Raw genomic sequence first — 13444 nt, forward strand, 5'->3', positions numbered from 1 at the left:
TCGATCTGTTTACCTCATTTCGGAAGATGAGCTTCCCGGTATTCCTGTGGGGTCTGTCCAGTCAGCTTTTTGAAGAAGGTCGTAAAATACGACGGGGAATTGAAGCCAAGACGGAAGGCGATATCATGGAATTTCATCCGCTCCTCCACTATCCATCTCTTCGCGGCCTCCAGCCGGGTATCCGAAATATATTCGGACAGATTGCGGCCGGTCACCTGCTTGTAATACCGGGACAGATAGCTCGGATTCATATGAACCTTCTCGGCAATGCGGACGAGGGACAGATCATCGCTCAGATGGCTGGCGATGAACGAGTGCACCTCCTGCACCCAGCGTTCGGTATCGTCATCCTGCTGCAGCCGCCCGACGTCCGCTATCGTCAGATGAACCTTCCCCGATATACAGCGCTGCACCTTCTGCTGCAAATAATCGAGCTCCCGCTTCCACGTGTCCCATCCCAATGGCTGGCGGTGGAAGAGGAAGGATACTTCGAGCTTCAGCAAGGAGATGAACTCATTCTGGATGTTCTCCAGCGTCCCTCTTAAATAATCGGCAACCTGATCCCAAGCGACGCTGCCGTCGGTGTTCCGGAACGCCGCATCCTCCTTCCGGGGCTGAATCAGCCAGACGAACAAGGAGTCATGCATGACGAAGCCATTCGCCGCAAGCAGCGGAGGAAGCAGTTCCTTGAACACATTCAGCACATAGCCGTAGCTCTGCACCTTCGTCTCCCACGAGATCTCCTCCTTCCAGCGGGCGCTGCCGACCAGCAGCAGAAAGGGGTTCCCGGCCTGAATCGCCCATTCCCCGCCGCCCTTGGCCATGAGGGCATGTCCCGCTTCCGGCTGCTCCAGCAGCGCCTGAAGCCACTCTCTCGTAAGCAGCGGACGCAAGAATTCCAGCTCCGTATGCGCGTGCCGCAGCACATCCTGCTTCTTCCGCTCTCCATCCAGCTCATCGAGCACACTTTGGACGACACGGAGCAGATGCTCGTCATTCTCGGTCTTCAGGATGAAATGCGAGGCTCTTTTCTTCATCGCGCTGTAAATGTAATTGAAGTCGCTGTAGCCGGTCAAAAAAATGATGCGGCATTTCGGCCAATAGCGCATGATGTCATCCGCCATGTCGAGCCCTGACTTCCACGGCATGTCGATATCGCTGATGACGATATCCAGCTTCGTTCTTTTCATCATATCCGACGCTTCCTCGGAGCCGTACGCCTTGCAAATATCGAGCTCCTCCTTGTAATGCGCAGCAAGCAACTGCGATAATCCCTCCACTACGATGGCGTCGTCATCGACGATCAAGATACGGTACATCTTCAGACCCTCCCTCTGGATGTGCAGGCAAGAGTAGCTCAATGCATAGGCCGCCCAGCCGGCTCCGGCTCGCCTTCATGCGGCTCTTGCCGCCATATCGGAGCTGCAAGCGGTTGCATACATTAATCAACCCTGTCTTCTCGGTTACGGCAGCCGGGTTCGCGAACTGCTTGTTCAATGCCTCAATGGTCTCATCGGTCAACGCTTTGCCGCTGTCTTCCACCCGAATCGCGATCTCTTCCGCCTCGTACTCTACCGCAAGCAAGCATGTCTCCCGCTTCCTCTCCCGCTCGAACGCATGCTTGAACGCATTCTCGACAATCGGTTGAATGATGAGCCGCGGCACAGGAAGCTTCGCAACGGCTTCCGGAAGCGGCTCGATGGCGATATGGACGGAGCGCGCGAAGCGGATGCGCTGAATGTCGCAATAGACCTCTGCATGCTCATATTCCCGCTCCAGCGGCACCTCATCGCTTCCGCTCCGGGTGATGAATTCATAATAAGTAGCCAGCTTCAGCGACAACTCGGCCGCCCCTTCCACATCCTCCGCCCGGCACATCCGGTACACATTATAGAACCCGTTATACAGAAAATGCGGATTGATCTGGGATTGCAGCTGGCGCAGCTCCGATTGCTGAAGCAGCAGCTTATGCTCGTAATTGAGCTGAATCGAAGCGCTCAATTCGCTCCGCATCCGGTCGAAGCTGTGATTCAAGTAGGTAAACTCATTGTTGGGGAATGTGGAGGCGGCCGTCAACTGCTGCGGATCCATTTCGATTTTGCGGAACGCGCGAATGAGATGGCGCAGCGGCTTATGAATCATCTGATTGACCGACATGGCAAAAATGACAATAATGATCAGCGCTGCGGCGGCGGCCGCACCGATAAGCCAATTGTATTTGCTGATGACGCCTGTAATCTCTCTCTCGTCGATATAGGTGTACAGCGTGCAGCCCAACGCATTGACACGGTCATAAATGATTAAGTAGTTCATATTATTGTAAGCGATCCGGAAGCTCCCTTCCTGCCATCTGCCGTCCTTCTGCTGCATCATATGCTGCGCAATTCCGCTCTCGATATCGTACCGGCGCGAGGAACTGATAATCGATCGGAAGCGGTCATCGGCCAGGAAGAATCCATTGTCGCCCTGCTTCGGTATCATCTTCTCGGATAACGCGAGCATATGGTCCTGAGGAATCTGGATGTAGGTCGTGATCGTCTCATTTTTCGAGGTCTCGACAAAATACATGCGGCCGTTATGCAAATAAAAAGGCTGCTTCTGCGCCAGCGCGATCTGTCTGATCGCGTCCCATTTGCTGCCCGGAATGAATGGCCGAATCCCGTCCCCGAGCGACACGACACGCCCGGTGGACTCGATGTAGACCGCGGCATCCTGCACGAATTCACTTGAATTGGCCATCGTTTGCAATCGATCTTGTATCCGCCGGATCAGAAGCAGTTCCTCATACTTGGTGAGGGCGTCCGCCTTGAAGCTGAGCTCCTCCAGATTGGCGTCCGTCATGAAGGCGAGATGCTGGTTGCGGATGAACGTAATCTGGTTGTTCAACTGGTCGCGGTAATAATTGACCTTGTCTCGGGTCGATTCCAGAATTTTGGCCTTCAGGTAAGACACCGCATTCATATTGACGGCGATCGTTATCGCTGTCATCGGAATGACTAATGCCGCGAACACGATAATCACCTTCTGATATACCTGCAAGTTCAATCTTTTCACGTATCGAACCTCCTGGGCAGCTAGCATTACCCGCATTATATACCAATTCCGCAAGCCGGAGAGCAGGAGTCTCCCTCCCGCCGGAACAGCGCAAAGAAGCCACACTGCACTTTATTGTACAATGCGGCTCCTTTCGTTGGCTATAGAACCCTTGCCCTTACTTCCCGGCACCCTCCGCTTCCGCATCATCCGTCTCATAGATAGAACCGATGCAGCAGAGCGAAGGATTGAATTTGATTTTAACGAACACTTCATCCTGATCCGATCCTTTAATGAACCGCTGCTTCAGTCTCCCTTCCCCATTCTCGTAGATGAAGGAAATGTTCACGTCCTTGTAACCGCGCACAAAGCTGTACGAATACTCCTCCATCTCATAGGAATGAATCCTCGTGTCGGGTTCCGCCTTGGCTTCTGCCAGCCAATCGTTGATAAACTCCTCATGCTCCGGTTCAATGGAATTGAATTCATAGGACAATATATAAGGCGCCTGGTCAGGCTGCTCGCCGGTTACTCCGCATCCGGCCACAAGCAAGACCATCCCGATGAGCATCAGCTTCATGAATCGCAATGAGTTCATGCTACTTGCCCGCTCAAATGCTCGTGAACAATTTTCCACCCGTCATTACGCTTCACCAAGACGTTCGTCCCGCGTCCCTTGCCGGAACCATACCGGCCATCAATGAACCCTTCCCAATGATACGTATAAATGCAAGCGGCCGAATTCTCGTCTTCCGCAATCCAGACTACGTCCGTAACTGAATATTTCTCCTCCTTCACGGTCTCCCATGCGTTCTCAAAATAACGCTGGATCTCTTCCGGCGTCGTGCATGTCTTGTCCGAGAACCAGTAAACCGCGTTGCTGTCGACCCATTTACCGACATTCGAGAAATCATGACTGTTGGTCGCTTCAATGTATCTGTCTAGCGCATTTTTGTAGCTCATGAATGTCTCCCCTTCAATTATAGTGCCCCTAGTATACAACATTTCCCATCCGCCTGTCTCCGGCCTTGTCAGCACTTTCTTATAAAAAGTTGAGGAATTTCCTGATAATGAATAATTCCAACATATGGTGCGAAATCTACAGTATAGAGAAAACGATCATGAGAGGTGGTTTCGCGCTATGTTTCATCCGGCAGGGGAACTGGTGCCGCATTCATCGTTCCTGTATGAGGCGGCGGCCGTTGTATTCTTTTTTACTGTCTACTCGTTATTAGGCTGGTTGCTGGAAAATGTGTATAGTCTGGCTACGACGCGCGTCTTTTTCAAGGATGGGTTTCTATGGGGGCCGTTCAAGCCAATGTACGGCTTTGCGCCGCTGCTCGTTGTCTCTTTTGCCAAGCCAGATACGCATTGGACTGTCGTCCTCTTGCTCTGCTTCCTCGTGCCCACCTGCGTGGAATATGTGAGCGGATGGCTGCTTCAGACCTTTTTCGGGCGCCAATGGTGGGATTACTCGAACCTGCCCCTGCAGCTTCACGGTCATATTTGCCTGTCCTATTCCCTATGCTGGGTCTTCCTCTCCTACCTGTGCCTGCGGTGGATCCATCCTGTTCTCGTCGCCGTCTATCGGGCGGCTGAGCCGTACTGGCAATGGCTGTTCCCGGCTGCCGTATTGTATTTCGCCATGGAGCTGCTGTTCGCTATCCGGCGCCACTCGCCGCAGGACGAATCGGCGGAGGAACAGCAGCCGAGCCCGGCCCCGTAGCCGTCTGCCGCGCCGGTCCTCCGGCGGCTGGCTTCCATCCCGGTCCGTCTGCCGCGAGATGCGCGAGCCAGTCGCAGGAACGGCCGGGGCAACCGCAACAGGAGGGGAACAACGGCCTGCAGCGATCGCTGCAGGCCGTCTATCTTCCGGATGGGATAAGCGGATTATCTTGGCATAACAACGCTAGGTCCGGCCCTTCGTTATACTCCTTGTTGCCCTGGCGGCAATACGCCGCGTCGCCTTCGTATCTGAAGCCTCGAGCCAGTCATCGCACAGTCGAAGCACCCATTCCGGATTCGTCTTGGCAGCGTCGTTCAGCCAGTTCCCGACGGAATCCTGCACATACTTGACCGGGTCGGACTTCACGGCTTCAAGCAGCGGCAGCCCAAGGGCGGGATCCTGCTTCAATGCGGCAATATGCTTCGCCCACACCCCGCGGGGACGCGTCGCTTCAATGGCGAATCGGCGGACGTTCGCATCCGCGTCCTGCGCCCAATCGCCCAGCAGACCAATGGCCGCCTGCAATTCACGAGCGATCGGCTCCCGCACAGCCATCCACGCGATCTCCCGCACGCCGAAGTGGGAATCCGCGGCGAACGGGCGGATGCCCGCCAGCTTGTCCTCAAGGCGGAGCCGCTGATCGAGGCCGATGACATAAGCGGCCCAGCAGCGAACGCTGTCTGACCGGTGTCCGGCCAGTTCGCCGAAAATTCTCGCTCGGTCCTGAGCGGAGACACGCTCCATCAGATCGAGCCACCCTGCCGCAACCGCCGGGATAACGGTCATCATCTTCCTTTCGCCCAGACGGGCAAGAGGAGACATGATCGCCTCTAACTCAGGCTCCAGTCCATGCTCTCGAACGATCTGCCCGAGCAGCTTCTCGTGATCGACCGCAAGCCATTCCGTCAAGTTGACAGTCTCCAACTGGCCGCGGTGCAGCAGCTCGAGCACCTCCGGCGGAATGTCACCCGCCCGGCGCGCCCCGGTCCGCTGCATAATCGCCTCGGGTACAGGGCCTTTCGTTTCTTGCTTCATCGGTATTGTCCTCCATATCGTATAAGATTTCCATGTCTTTACGATACGTTTTGTCGAATGATAAAAGATGTAATCCAGCTTACAACTTCCGCTTACCCGCGCTGTCTCTCCCGAAGCTTCTCGCGATGAATGAAGATCGTCTTGAATCCCGTCTTGATAACTCCCGCTGCCGCGAGCTCCTGCAGCGACGCCGTAACGGCTTCCCGGCTGGCGCCGACGAGATGCGCGATCTCCTGCTGCGAGATCGAATAGTCGATCCGGTAATAATCATGATCGTCGATCAGACCGAATTGATCCGCCAGCTTCAGCAAGGCGTATATGATTTTATCTTGCAGATTGCCAAGAGCCAAATGCTGCGCCAGATCACTCATCCCGATGATACGCTCGCTCATTACCTTGATGAGATTAAGCATGAACCGGGGGCGATGGATGATGAACGATTCGAACCGTTCTTTATCCATCAGGCAGATATCGCATTCCTCCAACGTCTCGATATACAGATATCTCGTGCCGAACGAGATGAGATCCACTTCCCCGAATACATTGCCCTCGCGCAAAATATCGAGAGTGAACTGCTTGCCCTCGGCCGTCAGCTTGAACAGCCGGATCGTTCCCCTCTTCACGAAATACAGCCCTTGCGGACTCGAATCCGGCGTTTGAATAAATGTATTCTTCCGGATGGTCGTAATCGAGGTTAATTGATCCATCTCGATCAAATCTTCTTCGGACAGGGAATGCAGCAGATTAAACTGCGATAAATATTTAATGTTCTCCTGATTCGGTATCATTCCAGGTATCCTCTCATTCCGTTTTCAAATGCTTCCCGGTCGTTATGCTCTATGCCGTGCAGCGCTTCCTGAAGCGTCGCGGAGAGAACAACCGATAGGCCGGTGACGGCATTACATTTCCTATCATACATAGTGTGCGTCTGGAATTTCAAACCAGGGAGCCGGCAATCGGTACGTTCGTCAGCGGGGAGAGTAACCTTTGGTTCAAACCAATAACAAAAGGACGGCACTTGGCCTCTTGAAGCCCGTACCGTCCCGTTTCCATGTTAGCGAATGGCAGTCTCCCGCTTTTCCGTATCAAGAATTTAGTTCATTGCCAAGAATGTCATAGAATGAGTGCGAAGCGTGCCGTTCCTTCCACGGAGTATGCCCGCATCGTGGGAGCAGGATGCAGGTTACGCCGTTGAGCACATCCGTCAGCGGGGCGAATACGCCCTGATACGGGTGCGGGTCATGCTCGCCATGGATGGCGACGACCGGGCAGGCGATGCGCTTTCCGTGCTCCAGCAGCCGCCCGGAACTCCGCAGCGCGCTTGCTTCGGCCCAGATGCGCTCATGCTGATCGGCATTGACGTGAAGCGGCTCCGCCTTCGACGCATCTTCCAGCGGCTCGTATGTATCGGCCTTGGTCATGAGCTCATCCAGCCGCGTCAGATCCGGCAGGGCTTCCCCTGCGCCGAGCCTCGACATCATGGCGTTCCATTCGGCCCGTTCCTCGCTGGACAAGCGCTTCATTCTTGTGCTCATGATCTCCTGGGCATAGGCTTCTTCGAACGGTCCGCTCCCTACGAGAATGAGCTTGCGCACCAGCTCGGGATGGCGAGCGGCGAAGATGAAGCCGAGCCAGGAGCCCCAGGAATACCCGATGACAGTCACGGGAGGATGACCTGATGCCAATAACTGTTCCTTCATTTCCGTGACCAGTTCCTCAATGTTGTACTTCGTCTGATGCAGCTCCAATATTCCGGCATACCTTGATAACGCCGCGGCTACGGGAGCCATCTCTCCCGCTGCCCCGGGCCCGCCATGCACCAGGGCGACCGAATAAGGGGCGGAGCCATGGATGCGAATCGAATTCATGTGCTCACCGCATTTCTGTTCAAGTTCACGAATGTAGCCCGCTGATGTAGAAATTGTACCTAATCGGGGCGGCCTTCGCAACGGCCCAGCTGCGGCGGGATCACCACCCCACCCGGTCCAGCACCCAGGCTATCCAATCCGTTGGATTGATCTTGCGGTCCATAAAAATGCTGATCCATACGATGCATCCGAGGACAGACAAAGCGGCGAACAGCCCGACCTCACGGCGCGGCGTACGCTTGCGCAGCTGAATGGCTAGTGCGCCGCCCCCGGCCGCCAGGAAGATGACCAAAAATCCGATCATGCCGGTGTCTCCTCCTCTCCCTCCCGCCGCTTCCGAATCCAGGTCAGTACGAGCAGCATCAGCGGAAGTATGACTCCGAACAGACTGGCAAATTCGAACATATACCGCATTCCCCATTCGATATTTTCCACGACATTTTCTCCGGATGTAAGCGCGAGCCCTGAGATCAGCAATAAGAGCGGCAGCGCAATCCAGGTTCTGTCTTGCAGCCGGAATAACTGACAGATTCCCGCCACGGCGCAATAATAGGCAATGCACAGCTTAATAAAAATCCATATCAGCCATACGATGACGATGGTCGTCTCTACCCGTTCAATGAATTCCGCGATGCGCACCTCCTGCACAATGACATACAGCGGGTATAAAAAATGAGATGCTCTCGTAACGCCGAGCACGCCGATCGTTACGAAAAGAATGCCGCTCAGCAAGACGGTAGCCAGGACAAGGCCAAGCAGAAGACCGGACTTTATCCGGGTCTTGACATAAGGAACAATCATCATGAGACAGACAACCTCCAGATAAGGAAAACCCATAAACGCTCTTGTCTCCTTCATCGTCTTCCACACGTTCATGGTGAACATCGGCTCGAATCGTTCCCACTTCCATTCCGCCAGCGAGAACAAGCAAATCGCGATCAAGAGAAGCACAAGAAGAGGAGTGCACAGCTCGTTCACGCGCGCGATGCTCTGTATCCCTTTGATCGAGGCGTAGCACACGACAGCCAAAAACATCAGATGGAACATCGATATCGGGGACCTGGGCATGAGCGCCGTCTTCATGAAATCGCCCAAATTGCGCGTGACCCAGCTAGCCGTCTCGATAAAGAAGAAGATATAGAGGACGGCAAAGAACCCTCCGATCTTATTCCCGGCGACCTTGGTGCAGATTTGCACGATGCTTAAGCCGGGATTGCCTCTCGCCAGCATCAGCCACAGGCAAGCGATCAGGATAGAGGCGCCTCCCGTCCACAACGGGATGAGCCACGCATCCTGACGAGCCGCAATGATGAGCCTGCCGGGGCTCAGAAAAAAAGCGGTGCCGATCGTAAAATTGAACACCAGTAAAAAGAACTGCCACCCGCTAATGCGTACGTTCTCCATCGTTATCCCTCTTCTTGTAAGGATTGATCGTATTTCCAATCGTATTGATGGTGCTCTTCACAGACAGCTCCAGCTTCGCATTCTTCCACAGTTCCTTATCCCGCTTGGCCGCAGCCCACTCTCTTCCTTTACTGCTCCGGATTTGCGCTTCAATTCCGAGCAGGTCCCAGCCCTTTTGCTTGGTCTCATCAAAAAAATCAGAGGCCTGTTTTTCCACCGCCTGCTTGAACTTCAGCTTGATTTCTTCCATATTTTGCATCGTTAACGGCTCATTCTGGGTATTGTTCAAAATCTGCATTTCCGCGTTAATATCCATATGGAGCACGGGTCGGCCGGATACGAGCGACAGCTGCCTGCGCACCTTCGGTTCAGGGGCCTGGACATCGACGCGCCGTTCATTGACGAGCAGCGATTGATACAGAATGCCCATCTGACCGCTCAGCAAGTAGTACCATGTCATCTCCGAATCCTTCAGCTTCCCGATCATCCGATCCTGCTTGAATACGGCGCCTCCTTTTACTTGGAAATTCCCCTCATTAGCATCGATGCTGTCGAATCTCTCTGCCGTCGGGGCGGACGGTAAGGCGGACAAGCGAATGACAGGCAGGACGGTAAGCTTGAAGTTTTCCATATTTTCTGCGAAATCCTTCGCCCTCGCCTGCTGGCTTGACTGGTCCGAATATCTGGACTTGAGTTCAAGAATGGAGCGGCCGGCGCGGCCCGGCAGCCGTTCGATCGGAATATACGTGTTCATGATGTCCGACAGCGGCGCATCGGTGACGAACAAATAGATGGTAGATCGGCGATCCGGCTGCTTTTCAAAAAAATTGATCAATTCATTCATTCCCGCTTCCGCAAACCGCTCCGTAACAATCACCCCCTGATAATGGTCGTAGAACGGCCGCCTCGGGATGATGTCATACAGATTGTCGGTGATATCTCCCGGGGTAAATGCCTCGATGCGGTAGGTGTAAACGGGAGCTTTCATGCCGCCCCCTTTCTGCGTCGCGACCCCCTCAGGGTTGATAACCTGATAAGAAATCGTATACTTTCCGTTATCCGGATCCCTGTCCATCCCGACCAGATTGACGATCGCCAACTCGTTGACCTCGATCATATCCCAGCAGCCGGCCAGACAGAGGCAGCAGATGCCGATGATGATTCGCTTGCCTGCCTGCAAAATGGTATTGAGCCTCATGCACCTCACCTTTTTTTCCGTTGCGTCTTATTCATGCGGGGGAAGGTCGTCATCGATGGCCGCGGGACGCGCACAAGCACATCCTTCCAGTCGGAGACGAACGTCGGCGCCACCGGAGCAAGATACGGCACGCCGAACGACCGAAGGGAGGCAAGATGGATCAGGGTGAACAGCACGCCGCATAATATCCCGAATCCCCCGGAGACGGCAGCCAATATCATGTAAAAATATTGGAGGAACCGCTGCGTAATGCCGAAGTTGTAAAATGGCGCGACAAAGTGGGCAATCGCCGTGATGGCGACCACGATAACCATCGCGGCGGACACAAGGCCTGCCGTTACGGCCGCTTCGCCGAGGACGAGCGCTCCCACAATCGAGATCGCTTGACCGGCAACCCTCGGCATCCGCAATCCTGCCTCCCGCAGCACTTCAAAAATGGTCATCATCAGAAATGCCTCGATAAAAGACGGAAATGGCACGCCTTCCCGCTGCGCGGAAATGCTGATGAGAAGCGAAGGGGGAAGCAGCCCTTGATGATAGGAGGTTACAGCGATATAGAGAGCCGGAACAAAGACGGCCAGCATGAACGCGAGAAACCGGATCCAGAGCAAAAACGTGGCAATATCCGCCCGTTGGTAATAGTCTTCCGGCGACGTGAAGCTTTGCATAAAGGTAAACGGTCCGATGAGAACCAGCGGACTTCCGTCCACCATAACGGCGACTCTCCCTTCGAGGAGATGCGATACCGCCACATCCGGCCGTTCCGTCCTTACCATGGTCGGGAAAATCGTCATGGACTTGTCCTGAATCCACTCCTCCACATACGTGCCTTCCAGGATGCTGTCGGTATGAATCTTGCCTATCCGGGAGCGGAATTCGTTGACGATTCCTTCGGGGGCGAGCGATTTCATGTACAGCATGATCACCTTCGTCTCCGTTGCGGTGCCGATGATCATCTGCTCCAAGCACAAGTCGGAGGTGCGGATTCTTTTCCGAATCAAGCCGATGCTGATTCCGGCATCCTCATTCAACGCCTCCTGCGGCCCGCGCACCGTCGTCTCTGTCTTCGGTTCCGCTACGGCGCGATGCTGGAACTTGGCCACATCCAGCACAAGCACATGCGTCGCCCCAGGAATGACAAGCAGACATTGGCCCTCCAGCAGCCGCTGCGTGCAGGTTGCCAGATCTTCGGCAACGGAAATCGTAGCGATGGGAATTCGCCGCTTCACCATCTCTTCTACATTCGAGTCTCCATCTGAAGGAGGAGACAGCGGCTGCTCGGCAAACATGCGAAGCACATTATCCTCAATTTTGTTCTTATCCACCAGCGTCTCGAGAAATAAGCATCGTCCTTCCAGCTCTGGCTGCTGAATCACGAACGAGTGATCAACCAGATCGGGCGGATGTCCGAGGACGCTTGTCAGCCGATCGGCGAACTCGTCAGTACGGGATGAATCGAATATCGGATTATCGGCGTTTATGCGGGTGTGATGGCTCATGGACTGCCCTCCGGGTAAGATATAGGACTCCGTAATTCACTCGATTGGTTATGCAAACAAGCGGCGCCATCCTTTTTGATAATAAATTGCCGGTTGAGTTAGGAATTTCATTGGAAATGGCGTCGATTCTAGTTTGATCATTTCATCTTTTTTTACTACACCAAAAACGCAAGGGCATACCCTTGCGTTCCGAACCATCGTTTTCGCCTCCAGCGTACTACAAAATCACTATTGACAAATAATTATTTTTATGATATAATAAAATATTTTATTGTTTACAAAAGGAATATTCATCTGATACGATGTGTGTGAACATTGGATTGGAGGAGATATTAATTGACAGTTGGCAAGAGTGGAATTTACATGCTCACGATTTCCGCGGACATGATGGGACGCGCCGTGACGATTCATCCGACTGTGCTCTGGGATGAGGACGAGCTGGTATTGGTGGATACGACCTATCCCGGTCAGCTTCCTCTATTGACTGCCGAGGTGTCTCGCGCCGGCCTGTCCTTCGATCGGTTGAGCAAGGTCATCATCACGCATCAGGATCTCGATCATATCGGGAGCCTGCCGGCCATCGCAGCACACTTCGCCCCCCAGGTCGAAGTGCTGGCCAGCCCGATCGAGAAGCCGTTCATCCAAGGAGAACAGCAGCTGTTGAAGCTGACTCCCGCAGCGATAGCGGAAGCGGTCAGCTCTCTGCCTGCCAACGTACCGGAGCAATGGAGACTCGGATTCAAGCATACGCTGGAAAACCCGCCCACAGGTCCGGTGCATGCTACGATCACGGACAGGCAGCGCTTGCCGATCTGCGGCGGAATCATCGTCATCGGCACGCCGGGACATACGCCCGGACATATCAGCCTGTACCACGAACCGAGCCGCACCCTCATCGCGGGAGACGCCTTAATCGTAGAAGAAGGCCAACTATACGGACCTGATCCGCGATACTGCATCGACTACGCATTGGCGCAGCATTCTCTCGCCGCCCTGCTCGATTATGACATTCAACAGGTCATTTGCTTTCATGGCGGACGGTACAACGGGGACGGCAAGCAGCGAATTGCCGAATTGGTGAAGCAGAAGCGGTAGGGAAGCCAAGAGTTCACGCCAGGGCCCGCGTGACTCTGCCGCCGTTATGCACCATTATGTACGGTTTAGCACTTCCGTCAATTCTTCCGTCATTTGCCGGACAAGCTCCGGCCGGCCGTGGAACTGAGCCGGCGTATTCTGAAATAATTCAATCCGCCATTGTCCTCCGGCGTGAACCGCCACCAGCGTGTGATGGGTATTCACATCCGGGTTCAGCACTGACTGTCCGGGCGGCACCATGCCGGCAATCGCCCGCAATAAAGCGGTATCCGATTCAAGCAAGCGGACATATTTCACTTTCGTCGTAAAAGGAGCTGTCGGGTGATGCTCGAAGATAGGCTGAAGATGCCCAAGTATGTCATCCGGTCCGCTCGCCAGACTGCCGTCGAAGCCGATTAACTCGCCGTTCGCGGCGAACAGCTCCGCCATCCCGGAAGCATTGCGGCTGTTCCATGCATCTATCAATTGATGATACAAACTCTCTACTTCTGTGGTTGCCTGCGCTTGCATGGCGATTCCTCCTCTTTCGTTCGGCAGCCTACATCAACTCTCCTTCGCTGCGTCCTGCTGTACCTTCCCTGCCTGT

The 13444-nt window shown here is 54.4% G+C and carries 14 protein-coding genes; 2 read left to right on the plus strand and 12 right to left on the minus strand.

The features are described from left to right. Positions 1-14: 14 nt before the first annotated feature. The 4 genes from NNL35_RS18900 to NNL35_RS18915 all read right to left on the minus strand — a co-directional run bounded on the left by NNL35_RS18900 (position 15) and on the right by NNL35_RS18915 (position 3996). On the minus strand, positions 15-1319 hold the full coding sequence (locus NNL35_RS18900; RefSeq protein WP_254553651.1) for a response regulator transcription factor: 1305 nt from the start codon (positions 1317-1319) through the stop codon (positions 15-17). Further along, a complete protein-coding gene (locus NNL35_RS18905; RefSeq protein WP_006678319.1) occupies positions 1294-3054 on the minus strand; it encodes a sensor histidine kinase in 1761 nt (586 codons plus the stop codon). Before NNL35_RS18905 ends, NNL35_RS18900 begins: the two co-directional genes overlap by 26 nt. 157 nt (positions 3055-3211) lie before the next feature. After that, positions 3212-3631 carry a hypothetical protein gene (locus tag NNL35_RS18910; protein ID WP_006678318.1) on the minus strand — a complete coding sequence of 140 codons (420 nt, stop codon included), beginning with the start codon at positions 3629-3631 and terminating at the stop codon, positions 3212-3214. Continuing rightward, positions 3628-3996 (minus strand): YybH family protein, encoded by a 369-nt coding sequence (locus NNL35_RS18915; RefSeq protein ID WP_254553652.1) that lies wholly within the window; start codon positions 3994-3996, stop codon positions 3628-3630. Before NNL35_RS18915 ends, NNL35_RS18910 begins: the two co-directional genes overlap by 4 nt. A gap of 178 nt (positions 3997-4174) precedes the next feature. Here NNL35_RS18915 and NNL35_RS18920 point away from each other — a divergent pair, with 178 nt between their 5' ends. After that, positions 4175-4759, plus strand: a complete 585-nt coding sequence (locus tag NNL35_RS18920; protein ID WP_254553653.1) for a putative ABC transporter permease — start codon at positions 4175-4177, stop codon at positions 4757-4759. Positions 4760-4942: 183 nt separating this feature from the next. Here NNL35_RS18920 and NNL35_RS18925 read toward each other — a convergent pair whose 3' ends face one another. From NNL35_RS18925 to NNL35_RS18955, 7 genes are all read right to left on the minus strand, one after another. Then, complete coding sequence (locus NNL35_RS18925; protein ID WP_254553654.1) at positions 4943-5794, minus strand: DNA alkylation repair protein; 852 nt, start codon at positions 5792-5794, stop codon at positions 4943-4945. A gap of 92 nt (positions 5795-5886) precedes the next feature. Then, positions 5887-6582 carry a Crp/Fnr family transcriptional regulator gene (locus tag NNL35_RS18930; protein ID WP_254553655.1) on the minus strand — a complete coding sequence of 232 codons (696 nt, stop codon included), beginning with the start codon at positions 6580-6582 and terminating at the stop codon, positions 5887-5889. A 297-nt stretch (positions 6583-6879) separates the two neighbouring features. After that, positions 6880-7662: an alpha/beta fold hydrolase gene (locus NNL35_RS18935; protein ID WP_254553656.1), complete on the minus strand. Its 783-nt coding sequence runs from the start codon at positions 7660-7662 to the stop codon at positions 6880-6882. Positions 7663-7762: 100 nt separating this feature from the next. Further along, positions 7763-7966 (minus strand): hypothetical protein, encoded by a 204-nt coding sequence (locus NNL35_RS18940; RefSeq protein ID WP_006678312.1) that lies wholly within the window; start codon positions 7964-7966, stop codon positions 7763-7765. Next, positions 7963-9066, minus strand: coding sequence for a GerAB/ArcD/ProY family transporter (locus NNL35_RS18945; RefSeq protein WP_006678311.1), 1104 nt, complete (start codon positions 9064-9066; stop codon positions 7963-7965). Before NNL35_RS18945 ends, NNL35_RS18940 begins: the two co-directional genes overlap by 4 nt. Continuing rightward, positions 9047-10264 (minus strand): Ger(x)C family spore germination protein, encoded by a 1218-nt coding sequence (locus tag NNL35_RS18950; RefSeq protein WP_006678310.1) that lies wholly within the window; start codon positions 10262-10264, stop codon positions 9047-9049. Before NNL35_RS18950 ends, NNL35_RS18945 begins: the two co-directional genes overlap by 20 nt. Positions 10265-10269: 5 nt before the next feature. Then, entirely contained in the window at positions 10270-11763 is a 1494-nt protein-coding gene (locus NNL35_RS18955; RefSeq protein ID WP_006678309.1) for a spore germination protein, read from the minus strand. Positions 11764-12126: 363 nt separating this feature from the next. Here NNL35_RS18955 and NNL35_RS18960 point away from each other — a divergent pair, with 363 nt between their 5' ends. Continuing rightward, positions 12127-12858 (plus strand): MBL fold metallo-hydrolase, encoded by a 732-nt coding sequence (locus NNL35_RS18960; RefSeq protein WP_006678308.1) that lies wholly within the window; start codon positions 12127-12129, stop codon positions 12856-12858. A gap of 54 nt (positions 12859-12912) precedes the next feature. Here the strand turns inward: NNL35_RS18960 and NNL35_RS18965 are convergent, their stop codons facing one another. Then, a complete protein-coding gene (locus NNL35_RS18965) occupies positions 12913-13368 on the minus strand; it encodes an SgcJ/EcaC family oxidoreductase (RefSeq protein ID WP_006678307.1) in 456 nt (151 codons plus the stop codon). Positions 13369-13444 lie beyond the last annotated feature (76 nt).

It is taken from the genome of Paenibacillus dendritiformis, assembly GCF_945605565.1.
Classification (GTDB): Bacteria; Bacillota; Bacilli; order Paenibacillales; family Paenibacillaceae; genus Paenibacillus_B; species Paenibacillus_B dendritiformis_A.

Bases quoted from the DNA above. Each gene is read 5' to 3' on its own strand.
- NNL35_RS18960 (WP_006678308.1), top strand. From the start codon at position 12,127: ATGCTCACGATTTCCGCGGACATGATGGGACGCGCCGTGACGATTCAT.
- NNL35_RS18965 (WP_006678307.1), bottom strand. From the start codon at position 13,368: ATGCAAGCGCAGGCAACCACAGAAGTAGAGAGTTTGTATCATCAATTG.
- NNL35_RS18945 (WP_006678311.1), bottom strand. From the start codon at position 9,066: ATGGAGAACGTACGCATTAGCGGGTGGCAGTTCTTTTTACTGGTGTTC.
- NNL35_RS18935 (WP_254553656.1), bottom strand. From the start codon at position 7,662: ATGAATTCGATTCGCATCCATGGCTCCGCCCCTTATTCGGTCGCCCTG.
- NNL35_RS18950 (WP_006678310.1), bottom strand. From the start codon at position 10,264: ATGAGGCTCAATACCATTTTGCAGGCAGGCAAGCGAATCATCATCGGC.
- NNL35_RS18920 (WP_254553653.1), top strand. From the start codon at position 4,175: ATGTTTCATCCGGCAGGGGAACTGGTGCCGCATTCATCGTTCCTGTAT.
- NNL35_RS18910 (WP_006678318.1), bottom strand. From the start codon at position 3,631: ATGAACTCATTGCGATTCATGAAGCTGATGCTCATCGGGATGGTCTTG.
- NNL35_RS18900 (WP_254553651.1), bottom strand. From the start codon at position 1,319: ATGTACCGTATCTTGATCGTCGATGACGACGCCATCGTAGTGGAGGGA.
- NNL35_RS18940 (WP_006678312.1), bottom strand. From the start codon at position 7,966: ATGATCGGATTTTTGGTCATCTTCCTGGCGGCCGGGGGCGGCGCACTA.
- NNL35_RS18930 (WP_254553655.1), bottom strand. From the start codon at position 6,582: ATGATACCGAATCAGGAGAACATTAAATATTTATCGCAGTTTAATCTG.
- NNL35_RS18915 (WP_254553652.1), bottom strand. From the start codon at position 3,996: ATGAGCTACAAAAATGCGCTAGACAGATACATTGAAGCGACCAACAGT.
- NNL35_RS18925 (WP_254553654.1), bottom strand. From the start codon at position 5,794: ATGAAGCAAGAAACGAAAGGCCCTGTACCCGAGGCGATTATGCAGCGG.
- NNL35_RS18955 (WP_006678309.1), bottom strand. From the start codon at position 11,763: ATGAGCCATCACACCCGCATAAACGCCGATAATCCGATATTCGATTCA.